This is a genomic window from Streptomyces luomodiensis, from assembly GCF_031679605.1.
Lineage (GTDB): Bacteria > Actinomycetota > Actinomycetes > Streptomycetales > Streptomycetaceae > Streptomyces > Streptomyces luomodiensis.
This window is the reverse complement of sequence record NZ_CP117522.1, coordinates 4,894,303-4,912,349: the sequence shown is the minus strand read 5'-3', so window position 1 is coordinate 4,912,349 and position 18,047 is coordinate 4,894,303. Positions and strand designations below refer to the sequence as shown.

Annotated in this window: 18 protein-coding genes and 1 tRNA gene; 5 read left to right on the top strand and 14 right to left on the bottom strand. The window is 71.0% G+C overall.

Annotated features, from left to right (window positions below; genetic code table 11):
• Window positions 1–69: 69 nt before the first annotated feature.
• On the bottom strand, window positions 70–2,559 hold the full coding sequence (locus PS467_RS20595) for an MFS transporter (RefSeq protein ID WP_498076490.1): 2,490 nt from the start codon (window positions 2,557–2,559) through the stop codon (window positions 70–72).
• A 128-nt stretch (window positions 2,560–2,687) separates the two neighbouring features.
• Window positions 2,688–3,176: a MarR family winged helix-turn-helix transcriptional regulator gene (locus PS467_RS20590; protein ID WP_311036508.1), complete on the bottom strand. Its 489-nt coding sequence runs from the start codon at window positions 3,174–3,176 to the stop codon at window positions 2,688–2,690.
• A 203-nt stretch (window positions 3,177–3,379) separates the two neighbouring features.
• On the opposite strand from PS467_RS20590, the gene PS467_RS20585 reads away from it, so the two are divergent.
• Window positions 3,380–3,580, top strand: coding sequence for a hypothetical protein (locus PS467_RS20585; protein ID WP_268973108.1), 201 nt, complete (start codon window positions 3,380–3,382; stop codon window positions 3,578–3,580).
• Window positions 3,581–3,733: 153 nt separating this feature from the next.
• Here PS467_RS20585 and PS467_RS20580 read toward each other — a convergent pair whose 3' ends face one another.
• The 4 genes from PS467_RS20580 to PS467_RS20565 all read right to left on the bottom strand — a co-directional run bounded on the left by PS467_RS20580 (window position 3,734) and on the right by PS467_RS20565 (window position 6,819).
• Complete coding sequence (locus tag PS467_RS20580; protein ID WP_311036507.1) at window positions 3,734–4,561, bottom strand: hypothetical protein; 828 nt, start codon at window positions 4,559–4,561, stop codon at window positions 3,734–3,736.
• 79 nt (window positions 4,562–4,640) lie between these two features.
• Window positions 4,641–5,471, bottom strand: coding sequence for an RNA polymerase sigma factor SigF (locus tag PS467_RS20575; RefSeq protein ID WP_268973106.1), 831 nt, complete (start codon window positions 5,469–5,471; stop codon window positions 4,641–4,643).
• A 188-nt stretch (window positions 5,472–5,659) separates the two neighbouring features.
• Window positions 5,660–6,493, bottom strand: coding sequence for an RNA polymerase sigma factor SigF (locus PS467_RS20570; protein ID WP_268973105.1), 834 nt, complete (start codon window positions 6,491–6,493; stop codon window positions 5,660–5,662).
• Window positions 6,494–6,654: 161 nt separating this feature from the next.
• The gene (locus PS467_RS20565; protein WP_268973104.1) at window positions 6,655–6,819 is read right to left on the bottom strand and encodes a hypothetical protein; all 165 of its coding nucleotides are present in this window, start codon (window positions 6,817–6,819) and stop codon (window positions 6,655–6,657) included.
• Between the two features lie 234 nt (window positions 6,820–7,053).
• Here PS467_RS20565 and PS467_RS20560 point away from each other — a divergent pair, with 234 nt between their 5' ends.
• The gene (locus PS467_RS20560) at window positions 7,054–8,079 is read left to right on the top strand and encodes a 6-phosphofructokinase (RefSeq protein ID WP_311036506.1); all 1,026 of its coding nucleotides are present in this window, start codon (window positions 7,054–7,056) and stop codon (window positions 8,077–8,079) included.
• A gap of 106 nt (window positions 8,080–8,185) precedes the next feature.
• Here the strand turns inward: PS467_RS20560 and PS467_RS20555 are convergent, their stop codons facing one another.
• A complete protein-coding gene (locus tag PS467_RS20555; protein WP_311036505.1) occupies window positions 8,186–9,070 on the bottom strand; it encodes a universal stress protein in 885 nt (294 codons plus the stop codon).
• Between the two features lie 350 nt (window positions 9,071–9,420).
• Here PS467_RS20555 and PS467_RS20550 point away from each other — a divergent pair, with 350 nt between their 5' ends.
• Window positions 9,421–10,902 carry a DUF6777 domain-containing protein gene (locus PS467_RS20550; protein ID WP_311036504.1) on the top strand — a complete coding sequence of 494 codons (1,482 nt, stop codon included), beginning with the start codon at window positions 9,421–9,423 and terminating at the stop codon, window positions 10,900–10,902.
• Between the two features lie 64 nt (window positions 10,903–10,966).
• Here PS467_RS20550 and PS467_RS20545 read toward each other — a convergent pair.
• The 4 genes from PS467_RS20545 to PS467_RS20530 all read right to left on the bottom strand — a co-directional run bounded on the left by PS467_RS20545 (window position 10,967) and on the right by PS467_RS20530 (window position 12,641).
• Window positions 10,967–11,053 (bottom strand) — tRNA-Ser (locus PS467_RS20545).
• Between the two features lie 68 nt (window positions 11,054–11,121).
• Complete coding sequence (tadA, locus tag PS467_RS20540) at window positions 11,122–11,622, bottom strand: tRNA adenosine(34) deaminase TadA (protein WP_268973099.1); 501 nt, start codon at window positions 11,620–11,622, stop codon at window positions 11,122–11,124.
• 128 nt (window positions 11,623–11,750) lie between these two features.
• Window positions 11,751–12,287: a tRNA adenosine deaminase-associated protein gene (locus PS467_RS20535; protein ID WP_165556255.1), complete on the bottom strand. Its 537-nt coding sequence runs from the start codon at window positions 12,285–12,287 to the stop codon at window positions 11,751–11,753.
• Between the two features lie 180 nt (window positions 12,288–12,467).
• Window positions 12,468–12,641 (bottom strand): hypothetical protein, encoded by a 174-nt coding sequence (locus tag PS467_RS20530; RefSeq protein WP_311036503.1) that lies wholly within the window; start codon window positions 12,639–12,641, stop codon window positions 12,468–12,470.
• A 212-nt stretch (window positions 12,642–12,853) separates the two neighbouring features.
• On the opposite strand from PS467_RS20530, the gene upp reads away from it, so the two are divergent.
• A complete protein-coding gene (upp, locus tag PS467_RS20525; RefSeq protein ID WP_311036502.1) occupies window positions 12,854–13,489 on the top strand; it encodes a uracil phosphoribosyltransferase in 636 nt (211 codons plus the stop codon).
• A gap of 30 nt (window positions 13,490–13,519) precedes the next feature.
• On the opposite strand, the gene PS467_RS20520 is transcribed toward upp, so the two are convergent.
• Window positions 13,520–14,212: a LytR C-terminal domain-containing protein gene (locus PS467_RS20520; RefSeq protein ID WP_311036501.1), complete on the bottom strand. Its 693-nt coding sequence runs from the start codon at window positions 14,210–14,212 to the stop codon at window positions 13,520–13,522.
• Window positions 14,213–14,346: 134 nt separating this feature from the next.
• Window positions 14,347–14,646 carry a type II toxin-antitoxin system VapB family antitoxin gene (locus PS467_RS20515; protein ID WP_014061825.1) on the bottom strand — a complete coding sequence of 100 codons (300 nt, stop codon included), beginning with the start codon at window positions 14,644–14,646 and terminating at the stop codon, window positions 14,347–14,349.
• A 384-nt stretch (window positions 14,647–15,030) separates the two neighbouring features.
• On the opposite strand from PS467_RS20515, the gene PS467_RS20510 reads away from it, so the two are divergent.
• On the top strand, window positions 15,031–16,635 hold the full coding sequence (locus PS467_RS20510; protein WP_311036500.1) for an SDR family oxidoreductase: 1,605 nt from the start codon (window positions 15,031–15,033) through the stop codon (window positions 16,633–16,635).
• 147 nt (window positions 16,636–16,782) lie between these two features.
• On the opposite strand, the gene PS467_RS20505 is transcribed toward PS467_RS20510, so the two are convergent.
• Window positions 16,783–18,033 (bottom strand): cytochrome P450, encoded by a 1,251-nt coding sequence (locus PS467_RS20505; protein ID WP_311036499.1) that lies wholly within the window; start codon window positions 18,031–18,033, stop codon window positions 16,783–16,785.
• Between the last annotated feature and the right edge of the window lie 14 nt (window positions 18,034–18,047).

Here is an 18,047-nt window from a genome sequence, read left to right as displayed (position 1 = left end):
GAAAATCCGCCGCCCGGTCCGGGCGAGGGGCGCGTCTCCGCTCATGCGCGTCCCTCGCCCGGAGGTTCGTCACTCGCCCGGGTGAGCGAGCTCGACGTCGTGGCCGTCGACGCCGGGTCCGGAGACCGTCAGCGCCCCCGCGACCGGCGGGTAGCCGCTCGCGATGACCGTGTAGTCGCCCGCGTCCAGGTCGGTGAAGGCGTAGGCGCCGTCCTCACCGGTGGTGGCGGTGGCGACCACGTTCCCGGCCGCGTCCACGAGGGTGACCCGCGCGTCCGGCAGGGGCCGCCGGTCGGCCCCGGCCCGGACGGTGCCCTGCACCCGGGCGCCGGCCTGAAGGGCTATCTCCACCCGGGTCAGCCCCTGGGCGCCCACCTCGACGGGCAGCGCCGCCGGCCGGTAGCCGGGCGCGTTCACCGCGACCGTGAAGGTCCCGGAGACCAGCTCCTCGAAGCTGAAGTCGCCCTGCTCACCGGTCTTCCCGGTGGCCAGCACCTCTCCGCGGACATCGGTGACCACGACCATCGCCGAGTCGACCGGCCGGCCGTCGGCGGCACCGCGCACGGTGCCCACCAGACCGCTGGTGGCCGACAGGACGATGTCGAAGCCGAGCGGCTCCTCCCCGACCACGATCGTGGACGCCTGCGGCTGGTGGCCGTCGGCCGCCGCGATCAGGACGTACGAACCGGAGCCCGGCGCGTCCAGGGCGTAGGAGCCGTCGGGGTGCGCCACCGAACGGCCCAGCTGCCGCCCGGCGAGCGAGATCAGCGTCACCGCGGCGCGGGCGACGGGGCCGCCGTCCGCGTTCCGCACGAAGCCGTGCACGCCCTGCCGGGGCTGGTGGTCGCCGCCGCCCCCGGCGGAGGCGAAGGCCGCCAGGCGCTGCGGGGCGGTGGCCGCGAGGACACCGCTCGAGTCCGGCGCGTGCACCTCGGGGGCCGGGGCGCCCACGAGCGCGGGCTCGAGGTCGGCGACCTGGTCGGTGACGGCCGTGGCCGGCACCGCGTCGGCCGACGCGGCCTGGGGAGCCGGGGCGTCCGAGGCGGCCTGCTGGGATCCGGCGCTGGTCTTCAGGGCGACCTCCTTGATGAACAGGGTCAGCAGCAGGGCGAGCAGCGCGGCCGGGGCGGCGTACAGGAAGACGTCCGCGACACCGTGGCCGTAGGCGCTCTCCATGATCGTGCGCAGCGGCTCGGGCAGCGTCTTCACATCGGGGATGGCACCGCCGCCGGTGCCCGCGTGGCCGAGTGCGGCGCCCTTGGGGCCCAGCTCGGCCAGGCCGTCCTTGACGTAGTGGGTGACGCGGTTGGCGAGCACCGCACCGAGTGCCGAGACGCCCACCGCACCGCCCAGGGAGCGGAAGAAGGTGACGACGGCGCTGGCCGCGCCGAGGTCCTGCGGGGCCACCTGGTTCTGGGTGGCCAGCACCAGGTTCTGCATCATCATGCCGATGCCGAGGCCCATGAGGGCCATGTAGATCCCCATGTGCCAGTACGGGGTGTCGTACCGGATGGTGCCCAGCAGCCCGAGGCCCGCCGTCACCAGCACACCACCGCTGACCAGCCACGCCTTCCAGCGACCGGTCTTGGTGATGACCTGACCGGAAACGGTCGAGGAGATGAACAGACCGCCGATCATCGGGATGGTCATGACGCCCGACATGGTGGGCGACTTACCGCGCGCCAGCTGGAAGTACTGGCTGAAGAAGACGGTTCCGGAGAACATCGCGATACCGACGAAGAGCGACGCCAGCGAGGCGAGGGTGATCGTCTTGTTGCGGAACAGCCGCAGCGGGATGATCGGCTCGCTCGCCTTGGACTCGATCAGGACGAAGATCAGACCGAGAACGATCGATCCGCCGACCATCGCGTAGCTCTGCCAGGAGACCCAGTCGTACTTGTCACCCGCGAAGGTGACCCAGAGCAGCAGCAGCGAGACCGCGGCGCTGATGAAGAAGGCGCCGCTCCAGTCGACCTTGACGTCCCGCTTCACCACCGGGAGCTTCAGGGTCTTCTGGAGGACGATCAGCGCGATGACGGCGAACGGGACGCCGACGTAGAAGCACCAGCGCCAGCCCAGCCAGGAGGTGTCGGTGATCACGCCGCCCAGCAGCGGACCGCCGACGGTCGCGACGGCGAAGGTCGCGCCGAGGTAGCCGCTGTAACGGCCGCGCTCACGCGGGGAGATCATCGCCGCCATGACGACCTGGGCGAGGGCGGAGAGCCCGCCGACGCCGATGCCCTGCACCACACGGCAGGCGATCAGCATGCCGGGGTTCTGCGACAGACCGGCCACCACCGAGCCCGCCACATAGATCACAAGAGCGATCTGGACCAGCAGCTTCTTGCTGAACAGATCGGAGAGCTTGCCCCACAGCGGGGTGGCGGCGGTCATGGCCAGCAGGGTGGCGGTGACGACCCAGGTGTACGCGGACTGGCCGCCGTGGAGATCGGAGATGATCTCGGGCAGCGCGTTGGAGACGATGGTCGACGACAGGATCGCGACGAACATCCCCAGCAGCAGACCGGAGAGCGCCTCCATGATCTGCCGGTGGGTCATCGGTGCCGAGGAGTCCGGAGCGTGGCCGTGTGGGGCCCGGTGGCCTCCTCCGCCGTGCTTGGCGTGGGCGGGGTGCCCCGCGGGTCCCCGCACACCGCCGTCCGGTGTGGTCGTTGCCATGAAGTTCCTTAACGTTGCGAAGGTGTACGGGTGGTGCTGCTCGCCACCTGCTGCGGCAGAGCCCGGGTCCGGGTGTCCCCGAAGTTCGTCCGCAACCGGGCGAGAAGTTCGTTGAGCCGGTCGACGTCCTCGTCCGACCAGTCGCTCAGGCAGCTGGCGAGTGCGTTCGTATAGCGCTCGGACACCTCACCGAGCAGCGTGCGTCCACTGGTGTTGATGCTCAGCAGCCGCGACCGCCGGTCGAGCGGGTCGGGCTTGCGGTCCACCCAGCCGCGGTCCGCGACATGTGCCACGTGCCGACTGGTCACCGACATGTCGATGTCGAGCAGCTCGGCGAGCTTTCCCATGCGCATCTCGCCGTAGCGGTCGAGGAGCATCAGGACGACGGCGGCGCCCGATGGGCAGTCGGCCGGCAGGACCCGGGCGAGTCCGCGCTTGACGGTGCCGATGGCGCTGAGCTGCCGGGCCAGCTCCTCGTAGTGGCGCTGTGTGGCCACGGCACCTCCCAGAGGGGTAGATCAGTTGCTTAAGGCAACCATAGAAGAAGTTAGTTGCTACAGGCAAATGAAAGGGGGGTCTGGGCGGTAAATTGCCGTTAAAGAGTCGTCCTGGTGTCGGTCAAGTGGGGTAGGCGGGGAGCGAGGGGCCGCTGGGACCCGGGGGTGTCCCGGAATCCGCTCGTTCGCTAGGGTCGGGGCTCATGGCGAACAACCCCCAGAGCCCCAACGGCAATTACGACCCGGCCGGCTCCACCCAGATGTTCCGCGCCTTCGTCGACGAGGGCACGCGGCAGCCCCAGGCGACCACCGGATCGAGCGGCGGTTCGCGCGTCGGCGTGATCGTCGGTGTGATCGCGGCGGTCGTGATCGTCGCCGCGGTGGCCTGGCTCGCGCTGGCCTGAGCCGCGTCGAGGTCGTGACGCCTCCCGCGGGGGCGTGAGCCCCCGCGAGACCTCCTTACGGCCGCCGTGACCCCCTTGCGGCCGCCGTGACCCTTTACGGTTCCGGCGACGCCTTGTGGTTCCCGCGATCCCCTTACGGCTGCCGAGGCGGCCTTACGGCTTCCAGGTGACCGAGACGTCCTGCGTCTCGATGTGCATGCCCAGCGGCACTCGCCAGTCGTCCACGCACACCGTCCAGGTCTTCTCCTTCTTCTGGCCCGCGCCGATCGGCGCGGGCAACTCTTCCTCGGACTCGAGCGTCGCCCAGTCGATGCCGAGGATGTCGATCACATGCGTGCCGAAGGTGACGGTGCCCGAGGTGACCGGAGTCCCTCCGGTGTTGCGGAACTCGACCTTCACCTTCTCGCACCAGCGCTCATCGGTCGCCGTGCGCTCCGGCTCGCCGACCTCCAGGACGGCCGGGCCGGTGGGGGCGGGAGAGCCGGAGGAGCCCGAAGCGCCGGCCCCGGAGGGCGAGGGCTCGCCAGGGCCGGCCTCGCCCTCGGGACCGTCGTCCGGGCGCCCCGGGGCCCCGGAGCCGCTTGTGCCGCCGTCTGCGCCGCCTGACCCGTCTGAGCCGCCGTCTGTGCGGCCCCGGGCCTCCGTGGACGCCGAGGGTGCCTGTGAGGCCGGTCCGTCCGTCCTGCCGTCCCCGGTGGCGTCGGGGGCCGCGGCGCCCTTACCGGGCTGTCCGTTCGCGCCGCCCTTACCGTCGCGATCGTTCCCCGTGCCCTCCTCGTCCAGGGGCACCAGATCGACGCCGCCCTTGGGCGGTACGGCCGTCGTGGCCCGCCGGCCATCGGGCCCCGCCGCCCCGGCGGCGACATAGCCGTCGCCGCCCCCTCCGCAGCCGCTGAGCAGTGCCCCCAGGCACAGCGCGGCCGCCGAGGAGGCGATCGCCGTGCCTCGGCGGCCCGTTGTCCGGCTCCCTGCGTATCGCATCGGGCCAGTGTGTCTGACGGCTCGTCAGGTGTACAGGGATCCGGCAGGGGACGGGCCGGTGAGCGCGGCCCGGCCCGGCTCAGTCCGAGATCAGACCCTCGCGCAGCTGGGCCAGGGTCCGGGTGAGCAGCCGTGAGACATGCATCTGGGAGATCCCGACCTCTTCGCCGATTTGCGACTGCGTCATGTTGGCGAAGAAGCGCAGCATGATGATCTGGCGCTCGCGCGGCGGCAGCTTGGCCAGCAGGGGCTTGAGCGACTCGCGGTACTCCACGCCCTCCAGCGCGCTGTCCTCATACCCCAGCCGGTCGGCGAGCGACCCCTCGCCGCCGTCGTCCTCGGGGGATGGGGAGTCCAGCGAGCTGGCCGTGTAGGCATTGCCCACCGCGAGGCCGTCGACCACGTCCTCCTCGGAGACGCCCAGCGCCGTGGCGAGCTCGGTGACGGTCGGGGAGCGGTCGAGCTTCTGCGACAGCTCGTCACTGGCCTTGGTCAGCGCCAGCCGCAGCTCCTGCAGCCGCCGCGGCACCCGCACCGACCAGCTGGTGTCCCGGAAGAACCGCTTGATCTCGCCCACGACGGTCGGCATGGCGAACGTCGGGAACTCCACGCCCCGTTCGCAGTCGAAGCGGTCGATCGCCTTGATCAGGCCGATGGTGCCGACCTGGACGATGTCCTCCATCGGCTCGTTACGGCTGCGGAACCGGGCCGCCGCGTAGCGGACGAGCGGGAGGTTCAGCTCGATGAGGGTGTCACGGACGTAGCCGGCCTCCGCACTGTCCTTGTCGAGTGTGGCGAGCCGCAGGAAGAGGGAGCGGGAGAGGGTGCGGGTGTCGATGGCGTCGCAGTCGTCAGGCATGTGCGGTGCGTCGTTGGTGAGCACCTTCGAGCTGCCCAGTTCTACGGACATGCCACCCCCTAGAGGTCGCGGACGGATCGCAGCTGCGCGGTTCGCGTCCGACGCAGCCTTCCCCTGAATACCGGAGGTCGGGCCGCGGCAAACGCGGTTCCTGCAGAATGTCACATGTCGGCAACACGCTGTAGCGCCAAGTCGACATTACAGCCTTGAGGCATCAGGTCGAGGGTCCCTCGCAAGGATCAGGACTCGATCCGGTTCGCGGATCTCAGCCTGGCGAAGCTCCGGGACAGCAGCCGGGACACATGCATCTGGGAGACTCCGAGCTCGGCGCTGATCTGAGATTGCGTCAGATTGCTGTAGTAACGGAGCAAAAGGATACGCTGCTCGCGCTCGGGCAGCTGTACGAGCAGATGGCGCACCAGATCGCGGTGCTCGACTCCGGCGAGCGCCGGGTCCTCGTAGCCGAGCCGGTCGACCAGTCCGGGCAGGCCGTCCCCCTCCTGGGCGGCTTCCAGCGAGGTGGCGTGATATGAGCGGCCCGCCTCGATGCAGGCGAGCACCTCCTCCTCGCTGAGCTTGAGCCGCTCGGCGATCTCGGCCGTCGTCGGGGAGCGGCCGTGCAGCACGGTCAGGTCCTCGGTCGCGCCGTTGACCTGCACCCACAGCTCATGCAGCCGGCGCGGCACATGGACGGTGCGGACGTTGTCGCGGAAGTAGCGCTTGATCTCGCCGACGACGGTCGGCATGGCGAAGGTCGGGAACTGCACCCCGCGGTCCGGGTCGAATCGGTCGATCGCGTTGATCAGGCCGATGGTGCCGACCTGGATCACGTCCTCCATGGGCTCGTTACGGCTGCGGAAGCGGGCCGCGGCGTAGCGGACCAGCGGCAGATTGGCCTCGATCAGTGCGGCGCGCACCCGGGCGTGCTCGGGGGTTCCGGGGGTGAGGTCCGACAGCTCGGCGAAGAGCACCTGGGTGAGCGCTCTGGCGTCAGCCCCTCGGCTTCTGCCGCTCTCGCTGCCGCCATCGCCCTGGGGCGGGGTTCTGGGCGCGGTTCGGGCCGACACGGTCACGCCACCCCTTCACGATGTACTCACCCGGCAAAGCGGTCATAGCATCACAAGACATGTGCACTGTGTGCAAGCACCTCTTTACCACGTGTTGGTGGAGGAATCGCCCGTAAAGGGATCGACGGGAGGCGGGGTCCGGGGAGTGGGGTCAGGGGGGACTGAGGCTAGTTGACCAGTTCCGTCATGAACTCGCCGACGCTCTTGGCGGCGTCCGATATGCCCTCGAAACCGACCTGGACGAGGTCGGCAGCTCGGGCCGGCGTCTTGATGATCGTGTACAGCACGAAGACGATCAGCATATAGAGCGCGATTTTCTTGGCCTGGGCCATCTGTGCTGCCTCTCCCGCCGTCCCCGTTACACAGTTGCGAGAGTCTATCCACACCGCTGGCGCATCAGTCGTATCAGTCGGATGAACCCATCGGGGCTGTGGGGACGGGGCTGCGCTGGTGTGGGCGCCGCGCTACATATGGGTGGATTCTGGAGAAAGGGAGGGTGGCAAGAGTGGTGCCGAAAGGAGCGGCGGCAGCGGCAGCGGCTCGCGCCGTCGGCGGAGGGAGCGGAGATGCGTGTCGGTGTGCTGACCGGCGGCGGCGACTGCCCCGGGCTCAACGCCGCGATCCGCGGCATCGTCCGTAAGGGCGTGGAGGTGCACGGCTTCGAGTTCGTCGGAGTGCGGGACGGCTGGCGCGGCGCACTCGAAGGGGTCGTCATGCCGCTGGACGTCCCGGCCGTACGCGGCATCCTGCCGCGCGGCGGCACCATCCTCGGCTCCTCCCGGACCAACCCCCTGGCCAGCGAGGACGGGGTCGGCAGGGTGCGGGAGACCCTCGCCGAGTACGAGGTGGACGCGCTCATCGCGATCGGCGGCGAGGACACGCTCGGCGTCGCCGCGGCACTGGCGGGCGAGGGCATCCAGGTGGTCGGGGTGCCCAAGACGATCGACAACGACGTGGCCGGCACCGACTACACCTTCGGCTTCGACACCGCCGTCAACATCGCCACCGAGGCGATCGACCGGCTGCACACCACCGCCGAATCCCACACCCGCACCCTGGTGGTCGAGGTGATGGGGCGGCACGCCGGCTGGATCGCCCTGCACTCGGGCATCGCGGGCGGCGCCAACGTCATCCTCCTCCCCGAGCAGCCGTTCGACATCGACCAGGTCTGCGCCTGGGTGGAGAACCGTTTCAAGATCAGGTACGCGCCGATCGTGGTGGTGGCGGAAGGAGCCGTGCCGAAGCAGGGCCAGATGGTGGTCAAGGACTCCAGCCGGGACGAGTTCGGCCATGTGCGGCTCTCCGGGATCGGCGAGTGGCTCGCCCATGAGATCGCCGATCACACCGGCAAGGAGGCCCGCACCACGGTCCTCGGCCATATCCAGCGCGGAGGGACGCCCAGCGCCTTCGACCGCTGGCTGGCCACCCGCTTCGGGCTGCGTGCGATCGACACCGTCCAGGACCGGGACTTCGGCACCATGGTGGCGCTGCGCGGCACGGACATCGTCCGCATACCGCTCGCGGAGGCCACGGTGGGCACCAAGACCGTCGACCCCGCGCTCTACTCCGAATTCGGGGTGTTCTTCGGCTGATCCGGGGTGTCCGCCTCGCGAGGTGCCGCGTCGTCACGAACCGCAGCGTCGTCACGTACCGCCGCCTCGGCATGAAATCGCCTCGCCGTGAGCGCGGGGCGGCGGCTCAGTGCGCGGGGTGCGGTACGACCGCCACCGGACAGTGGGCATGGTGCAGTACGGCATGGGCGACCGGCCCCAGCCGCAGTTCGGTCGGCCGGGTGGCCGTGCGGCGCCCGAGCACCAGCAGCCCGGCCCGCTCCGAGGCCCTCACCAGCGCCTCCGCCGGATTGAGCAGGATGACATCCGGCACCGCGGTGACCTCGGGATATCTCTCCCGCCATGGCCGCAGGGCGTCGGAGACCACCTGGCTCTCCTGGTCCTCCCACCTCGCCCGGTCCTCCTCCAGCACCGTGAGCATCCAGGCCGACGGGGAGGCCGGGGGCAGCGCCCACGCGTGCACGACCCGCAGCGGGACGCCCCGCTCCCAGGCGGCGCGGAACGCGAAGTCGGCCGTGGCCTCCGCCGGGGCGTGCGCGTCGAAGCCGAGCTGCACCTCGTCCCGGTCCGCGCCGTCCCATCCGGCGCCCCTGCGCCGCGCCTCCGGGACCGTGACGACGGGACAGTCCGCCATCGCCGCCACCCGCAGAGCCACCGAGCCCACCGCCAGCCCGTCGAAGCCTCCCCAGCCCCGGGCCCCGACGACCAGCAGCCCGGCGCTCGCGGCGGCCGTGAGCAGCGCCTCGGCCGGTTCGGCGGCGGTGTGCTCCCCGCCGAGCTCGAGGGCCGGATGGCGGACCCGGAAGTCGGCGACCGTCTGCCCCAGCATCTGCTCGCCCACGTGCTGCCAGGCGTCCACCCCGGGCACCGGCGAGACCCTGCGCGGCAACGGCGGACAGGCGTGCACCAGCCGCAGCGCGGCCCCGCGCCGCGCCGCCTCCCGCGCGGCCCATTCGGCGGCCGTAAGGCTGCGCCGCGAGCCGTCGACCCCCGCTACGACAGGGCCGCTCATCCGGTCCTCCTCGGCTGCTGTCCGGTTGTCCGATCGTTCTCCTGCCAACTGGGGCATATCCGTTTAGTCTGGATACGCGGCTCAGTCTAGATACGCGGCGGACATCCGACACGATCGGAGCCGCGATCGGAGGGTTCACCGCGTACAGACCGCGAGGCCGCGCACAGACCGCGAGGGCAGCGACCGCCCCCGATCCGGGGTCACCCGGGTCGGGGGCGGTTCTGCGAGCGGCGACGGCCAAACCGGGCCCAAGTCCCCCGAAGGTGGGGGGAGATGTCTGGGTTTCGGGGGAAGCGGGGGCATGCCGCGCGAGCGCAGGATGGGGGGCGAGGTAAGGGAAGGAGAGGGAAATGCGCTCGATCTCATGGCACCTCACCTCGCGTCGTTCAGCATTCGCCGTCGGGTTCGTCGTCGTGGTGGCCGCCGTGGTGGTCCTTGGGGTGATCTCCTCCTCCGAAAAGGCATCCGGTGACGCCTCCCGACAAGCCTCCAGGGGCGCTTCCGGGGAAATTCCCGGATCCGCCGCGGCGGCCGAATACCGGAGGGAACCCGTCGGAAAGACCTCGGTCCCCGCGTTCACCTCCTCCGTCGGCCATGACCGCAAACACGTGGTGTCGCCCTCCAACGGAGGCCGGGCCTTCCGGGGCAACACCCCCGGTCTCTACACCGGCGTCCGGAACCGGCAGCCCTGCGACCGTCAGGGGCTGATCCACGACCTCGAGGCCGACAAGCAGAAGGGTGCCGCCTGGAGCCGGGTCCAGCGCATCGGCTCGGCCGATGACATCCCTGGCTATGTCCATGGCCTCACGAGCGTCATCCTGCGCTCCGACACCTATGCGAAGACCTACGGCTACCGCGGTGGGCTGAAGCCGGTGTCCGCCGTTCTCCAGGCCGGGACGGCGGTTTTCGTGGATCAGCACGGTGTGCCCGTCGTGAAGTGCGACTCCGGAAACCCGGTGAAGGTCTCGGCCCCACCGCGCAACGCCAAGCCGACCTTCACCGGACCGCAGTGGAACGGTTTCTCCCGGACCACGGTGACCGTCATCCGGCCGGCCGCGAAGGACGTGAAACAGCTCGTCCTGGTGGGGATCGGCAAAGCCGAGCTCTTCAAGCGCCCGCTCGGTGACGGCAACGGCAGTGAGAACCCGCGGGACACGCTGCTGGCACGGGCGGACTACCCCTCCTCCCTGGCGATGCCGGGCGAGCAGCAGGCTCCGCGTCTGCGGGAGGCGCCGAAGGTCACCCTGAAGCCGTCGGACAGGTTCACCCCGCTGGAGACCGACCGCCCGTCCGGGTCCCCTTCGGAGCAGTCGCAGCCCTCCGACGAGCCGTCGGATCCGGGTCAGCAGCAGCCGCAGGATCAGCCGTCGGATCCGGGTCAGCAGCAGCCGCAGGATCAGCCGTCGGATCCGGGTCAGCAGCAGCCCCAGGACCAGCCCTCCGACCCGGGCCAGCAGCAGCCGCAGGATCAGCCGTCGGATCCGGGTCAGCAGCAGCCGCAGGATCAGCCGTCGGATCCGGGTCAGCAGCAGCCCCAGGACCAGCCCTCCGACCCGGGCCAACAGCAGCCGCAGCCTCCGCCGAACCAGCCCCCGCCGAATCAGCCCCCGCCGAATCAGCCTCCGCCGAACCAGCCCCCGCCGAACCAGCCGCCCCCGAACCAGCCTCCGCCGAACCAGCCGCCCCCGAACCAGCCCCCGCCCCAGCAGCCGCCGGACCAGAACCAGCAGCAGCCCCCCGACCAGAACCAGCAGCAGCCGCAGGACCAGCCCCCGCAGGGTGACCCGAATCAGCAGCAGCCCCCGCAGCAACCGCCCCCGTCCGGCCCCTGACGGGAACGGTGCCCGGACACACGTAGGGCCCGGCTCGATGAGCCGGGCCCTACGTTCTTCACAGCGGTAGCGGTGGGATTTGAACCCACGGAGGAGTTGCCCCCTCACGCGCTTTCGAGGCGCGCTCCTTCGGCCGCTCGGACACGCTACCGAGGGAGAGCCTAGCGGACAGGCGGCCGGGAACCGAAATCGGTTCCCGGCCGGGGCCGGGGCGGAGGGTCAGGACTTGCGGAAGAAGGTGGTCAGGGGGGCCGCGCACGCGTCCGCCAGGACGCCCGCGATGACCTCGGGGCGGTGGTTGAGGCGGCGGTCGCGTACGACGTCCCAGAGGGAGCCGACCGCGCCCGCCTTCTCGTCCACGGCGCCGTAGACCAGCCGGTCGAGACGGGACAGGACGATCGCCCCGGCGCACATCGTGCACGGCTCCAGGGTGACCACGAGAGTGCAGCCGGTCAGCCGCCAGCCGCCGAGGTGGCGGGCGGCGGCGCGGAGGGCGAGGACCTCGGCGTGGGCCGTGGGGTCGCCGTGGGCCTCGCGCTCGTTGCGGCCGCGGCCGAGTACCGAGCCGTCCGGGCCCAGCACGACGGCGCCGACCGGCACATCTCCCGTCTCGGGTGCCCGTACCGCTTCTTCCAGCGCCAGGCGCATCGGGGCGCGCCAGGGGTCGCGCAGGGGGTCGGGTTCGGGGCCGGGCAGGAGGCCGGTCAGCGGATCGGTCATGACGTCAGTCTGGATCAGTGCGGATCACTGCGGATCACATGTGGATTGGTGTGGATCAGATGGTGAATGGATGCTGATCGGTTCGGTTCGGTCCGGTTCGGTGTGGTGACAGGGTGGGATGGCGGCGGTCAGCGCACCGCCTCCAGGCCCTCCATGCTGCAACCCAGCATCTCGGCGATCGATTCGAGGGCGTCCCCGTCGAGGGCCTTCAGCTCCTTCTCGTCCATGCCCAGGTCGGCCAGGATGTCGGCGTCCCCGAGCGGGCCGATCGGGACCGGGGCGTCGTCGGCGTCCTCGTCGTCCCGGTCCGGTTCGCCGTCCTCGGTGCCGTCCAGGTCGACCAGGCTGTCCAGATCGTCGTCGGGGTCCCGGCCGAGCAGCTCGTCGGTGAGCATCGAGCCGTACGAGGTGCGGGCGGCCGCTGCCGCGTCCGATACGTAGATGTGCGGGTCGTCCTCGCCGTCCACACGGACGACGCCGAACCACGCGTCTTCGTGCTCGATGAAGGCCAATACCGTGTCGTCGTCCTTGGAAGCCAGACGGGCCAGTTCGATCAGATCCGTCAGGGTTTCCACGTCATCGAGCTCTGTGTCGCTCGCTTCCCACCCTTCTGCGGTGCGCGCGAGCAATGCGGCGAAGTACACCGTGACTCTCCCACTGGTCATAGGCGTGCCGGGGTGGGCGGGACAGCGTCCCGGCCCAATCGGAATCGTGGCAGAAACCATCGCTTCGCGAGAGGTCTTCCGCGCTGCGTCGTGCACCAGTCCAAAGAGATGTGGCTCACGCGGACGGAAACGAAACGCGCGGAAACCCTCTCCGGCGGTTCGGTGGGAGCCCTCCAGGGCTCACCAGGAGAACGTCCGCATGTGTATCGCCCGGCGCATCCGGGCGGCGCGGGCCTGCTGGGGACGCACCCGGTTCCGTACCGCCCTGGCCTCGTTCAGTGCGCGCAGGAAGCGGTCGCGACGGCGGCGGCGGTCCGCGGCGGACTCCGTCTCCTGCGCGGTCGCGTCGGCCATGGTCACATCACTCCTCGGGGCCGAGGTATCGCCCCGGGGGCCGCCGGGGCGCTCTTGCCCACTTTCCCCCGAAACGGCGGTTTGATGCCAGTACGGCGGCAGACGGTGGAGCGCACGGGAGGCGCGCGGGAGGTCACGGCGGCAGCCGGGCTCCGAGGACAGCCGGGCTCCGGGGGCAGCTGGGCCCCGGGGGCTCGGTTAGTGTCGTTGCCATGCGGATCCACGTCGTCGACCACCCGCTGGTGGCGCACAAACTCACGACGCTGCGCGACAAGCGCACCGACTCCCCCACCTTCCGGCGGCTCGCCGACGAGCTGGTGACCCTGCTCGCGTACGAGGCCACGCGCGATGTGCGCACCGAACAGGTCGACATCGAGACCCCGGTGACGAGCACGACCGGGGTGCGGCTGTCCCATCCGCGTCCCATGGTGGTGCCGATCCTGCGGGCCGGTCTCGGGATGCTCGACGGCATGGTGCGGCTGCTGCCCACCGCCGAGGTCGGCTTCCTGGGCATGATCCGCGACGAGGAGACGCTCCAGGCGTCCACCTACGCCACCCGGATGCCCGAGGACCTCTCCGGCCGTCAGGTGTACGTCCTGGACCCGATGCTCGCCACCGGCGGGACGCTGGTCGCGGCGATCAATGAGCTGATATCGCGGGGCGCCGACGATGTGACCGCGCTGTGTCTGCTGGCGGCGCCCGAGGGCGTCGAGCTCATGGAGCGCGAGCTGGCGGGCGCGCCGGTGACGGTGGTCACCTCGTCCATCGACGAGCGGCTCAACGAGCAGGGGTACATCGTGCCCGGTCTGGGCGACGCGGGCGACCGGATGTACGGGACCGCCGGCTGACCACCCTCCTGCCAGGCGCTCTACGACGGTTCAGCGGCAGGGCGTGCCGGAGGGCGTGGGTGAGGGCTTGGCCAGGGCGGCCAGAGCCTTCTCGGCGTCCTTCTGCTTGACCAGGTTCTTGAAACCGCTGCCGATGATCAGGTCGATGTCCTTGCCGTCCCGCGCGTCGTTCTTGGTCTGGGCCCCGTCGAGCTGGGTGCCGAGCACGTTGAACGCCCCGTCGTCGGCGCCCGGGGCGCCGAGCAGTATCCCGGAAGCCTTGACCTTCTTGTCGTACTCGGCCGGGGCGTTGCCCACCTTGCCGATCTTGAAGCCGCGCTTCTTCAGCTCGTCCGCGGTGTTCTTGGCGAGGCCGGAGCGCGTGGTCGCGTTGTAGACGTTGACCGTGATCTGGGCGGGCTTCGGCAGCTTCCCGCCCGTACGGCCGCTGTTGCCGCTCTGGCCGCTGTCGCCCCGACCGGGCTTCGCGTTCTCGTCGGGGCGCTTGTCGCCGCGCTCGCAGTCCCCGGTGCCGTGTCCCGCGCGGACCGTCTGGCCGTCGCCGTCGCCGGAGAAGACGTCGATGAGCTGAAGCGTTCCCCAGCCCACCAGGCCGAGCGCCAGGACCGAGCCGAACGCGGCGAAGACCAGCCGCCTGCGGTTCCGGGGTCGGCTCATCCGCGGATAGCGATCGCCCGTAATGCGGTACTTTCCGCCCATGCCTGGAGGGGTCAGCATGCTCATGTGCGCAGCGTAGTGCGGGCTGGTGGCGATGCCTACTAAATGATCAATGGTTGGTGCTCAGAGCAACCCGAAAGGGTCAAGAAAGATCGAAGCCGGTCGGCGGCGATCGGTCGCCAGGGGCGGCGCGGGCGCGGTCAGCCCTCGAGCTCCAGGACGCGCGCGTGCAGCACCTGGCGCTGCTGGAGTGCGGCGCGCACCGCGCGGTGCAGCCCGTCCTCCAGATAGAGGTCGCCCTGCCACTTCACGACATGGGCGAAGAGGTCCCCGTAGAACGTCGAGTCCTCCGCGAGCAGCGTCTCCAGATCGAGCTGCTGCTTCGTCGTGACCAACTGGTCAAGACGTACCGGGCGTGGGGCGACATCCGCCCACTGGCGGGTGCTTTCCCGGCCGTGGTCGGGATAGGGCCGACCGTTTCCGATGCGCTTGAAGATCACACGGAAAGCCTACCGGGCAAGCGCCTTCCGGCGCAGCCAAGGCGCGGGAGTGCCGGGCGGGGGCCCGCTCCCACAGTGCTCCCACACTGCTCCGGCACTGCACCTACAGCGCTCAGAAAAATGGAAAAAATACGCGAAAGGGTCTAGGCGCTCAAGGGGGGTCGGAGTAACGTAAATAACAGCCTGCGGGGCGAGCGAGGGAGCTCGACCGGAGAGACATTCAGGACAGAGGACGTCAGTCCCCCGGAATGTCTTCTAGATGGCCGGGCTGAGAGGCTCGAAGGTCGGGGAGACCGGAGAGCGACCTCCAAACACCTGATACGGACAATGCCGCCGAAGGGAGCCCACCTCGCAGGTTTTGTCCTGCCCGCGCACCATGGGCTCATGGCCGTTCCCCAGCGTCCACCGGATGCGGAGCCGGACCGCGCGCCGGAGCCGGGCCGTGCGCCGGAGCCGCGCCGCTGCCTGGTCACCGGGGCCACCGGCTATATCGGCGGCAGGCTGGTGCCCGAGCTGCTGGCGGCGGGGCACCAGGTGCGGTGTGTGGCCCGTTCGCCCGAGAAGCTGCGCGACCACCCCTGGGCGGGGCGGGTGGAGACCGTACGCGGAGATGTGACCGACGAGGAGTCGCTGCGCGCCGCCATGGAGGGCGTGGACGTCGCGTACTACCTGGTGCACGCGCTGGGCACCGGACCCGGCTTCGAGGAGACCGACCGCCGTGCCGCCCGGATCTTCGGGAGGCGGGCGCGGGCCGCCGGGGTGCGCCGGATCGTCTACCTCGGCGGGCTCACCCCGTACGGCGTCCCCGAACGCGAGCTGTCGCCCCATCTGCGGTCCCGGGCCGAGGTGGGCCGGGTGCTGCTGGACTCCGGGGTGCCGACGGCCGTGCTGCGGGCCGGTGTGATCATCGGCTCGGGCTCGGCCTCGTTCGAGATGCTGCGCTACCTCACCGAGCGGCTGCCGGTCATGGTGACGCCCCGCTGGGTGCGCACCCGTACCCAGCCGATCGCCGTCCGTGATGTGCTGCGCCTGCTGGTGGGCTGCGCCACGCTGCCGGACGAGGTGCACCGGGCCTTCGACATCGGCGGCCCCGACGTCCTCACCTACCGCGACATGATGCGGCGGTACGCGGCCGTGACCGGGCTGCGGCGGCGCCTCATCGCACCGGTTCCGGTGCTCACCCCCGGGCTGTCCAGTCTGTGGGTCGGCCTGGTCACGCCCGTGCCGGGCGCCATCGCCCGCCCGCTGGTGGAGTCGCTGCGCCATGAAGTGGTGTGCGCCGAACGGGACCTCGCGCACCATGTGCCGGATCCGCCGGGCGGGCCGCTCGGGGTGGATCAGGCGCTGGAGCTGGCCCTGCGGCGGATCCGCGACGCGGACGTGGCCACCCGCTGGTCCTCCGCCGCCACCCCCGGCGCGCCCAGCGATCCGCTGCCCACCGACCCCGACTGGGCGGGCGGCAGCCTCTACCAGGACCGTCGCGAGCGCGCGGTGGACGCCTCGCCGGAGGACGTCTGGCGGGTGGTGGAGGGGATCGGCGGTGAGAACGGCTGGTACTCGCTGCCGCTCGCCTGGGCGTTGCGCGGCTGGATCGACACCCTGGTGGGCGGCGTCGGGCTGCGCCGGGGCCGCCGGGACGCGGCGCGGCTCAGGGTGGGCGACAGCCTCGACTTCTGGCGGGTGGAGGAGGTCCTGCCGCCCCGGCTGCTGCGGCTCCGGGCCGAGATGCGACTGCCGGGGCCGGCCTGGCTGGAGATGGCGGTCGACCGGGACGCGCGGGGCGGGGCGGTGTACCGGCAGCGGGCGCTGTTCCATCCGCGCGGCCTCGGCGGGCACCTCTACTGGTGGTCGGTCGCGCCCTTCCACGCCCTCGTCTTCGGCGGAATGGCCCGGAACATCGCCGTCCGGGCCGAGAGGGACGCGGCCGGGAGGGATACGGATCGGAAGGACGCGGCCGGGACGACCGGGCCCGCGTTCCGCCCACGGTGAACGCCCCGGTCGCGGGCTGGGACGAGCGGGTCCGCGTTCCGGCCAGGGTGAACGCCCCGCGCGTGGTGAACCCCGTCACCCCGCGCACGGCGAACCCCGTCACCCCGCGCACGGCGAACCCCGTCACCCCGCGCACGGCGAACCGCGTCACCGGGACCCGTTCGGCCGCAGTCCCTCGAAGGCGAGTGGCAGGTGCCGCGGGCCGCGCAGCACCGCGTTGCGCCGGTAGGTCGGCGGGTCCTCCAGCAGCCGGGGCCGGTCCAGCCGGCGGGCCAGTTCGGTCAGCGCGATCTGCGCCTCCAGCCGGGCCAGCGGTGCGCCGAAGCAGCTGTGGACACCGCTGCCGAAGCCCAGGTGCTGGTTGTCCCTGCGCTGCGGATCGAACCGGTCGGGGTCGGGGAAGCGCTGCGGATCGCGATTGCCCGAGGCCAGCAGCAGCCAGACGGGCGCCCCCTCGGGGATGGTCACGCCCGCGATGTCGATCTCCGAGAGCGGGGTGCGCTGGGGAAGCATCTGCACCGGCGGATCGAACCGCAGCAGCTCCTCCACCAGCGGGACGACCAGATGGGGGTCCGCGCGCAGCCGGCTGAGCACATCGGGGTTGCGCAGCAGGGTCAGCATGCCGTTGGTGATCAGGTTGACGGTGGTCTCGTGCCCCGCCACCAGCAGCAGCGCCGCGGTGCTCAGCAGCTCCGTACGGCTCATCCCCTCCTCCGGACCCTGCCCGCCGACCAGGGCGGAGAGCATGTCGTCACCGGGGGAGCGGCGGCGCTTCTCGATCAGCTCGGACAGATACCCCGCCAGCTCCGTACGGGCCTGCCGGGTGGTCCGCTGCCGCTCGGCGGCGTCCGCGTCCGGATCGGGGTCGAGGCCGGTGGCGAGGGCGCCGGCCCAGCTGTGGAAGCGCGCCTCGTCCTCGCGGTCCACCCCGAGCAGCCGGCAGATCACGGTGACCGGGAACGGGTACGAGAAGTGGTCGACGAGATCGATCCGGTCCCGGCCCTCGAAGCCGTCGATGAGCTCGCCGACGATCCGGGTGAGTTCACCGCGCATGGTGTGGAGCCGGCGCGGGGTGTGCGGCGGGCCGAAGGGTGCCATCGCGAGTCGGCGCAGCCGGTCGTGCTCGGGTGGGTCGAGCTTCAGGAAGCTGGGCGGCAGCCCCGTCTCGTCCGCCTCGATCAGCTCCGGCGCGGTCCGCGGGTCCAGATTGCGCGCGTCGGAGCTGAGCCGGGGGTCGTGCAGCAGACCGTGGATCTCCCAGTAGGTGGAGACGATGTACGGACCCCCCTCGTCGTGCGCCACGGGCGTCTTGCGCAGCTCGGCGTAGATCGGGTACGGGTCGGCACGATGGGCGTAGTCGGTGATCTGCCGCACGAGCGAGCCTTGCGTCTGCGTCATGGCTGAGTGAGTTC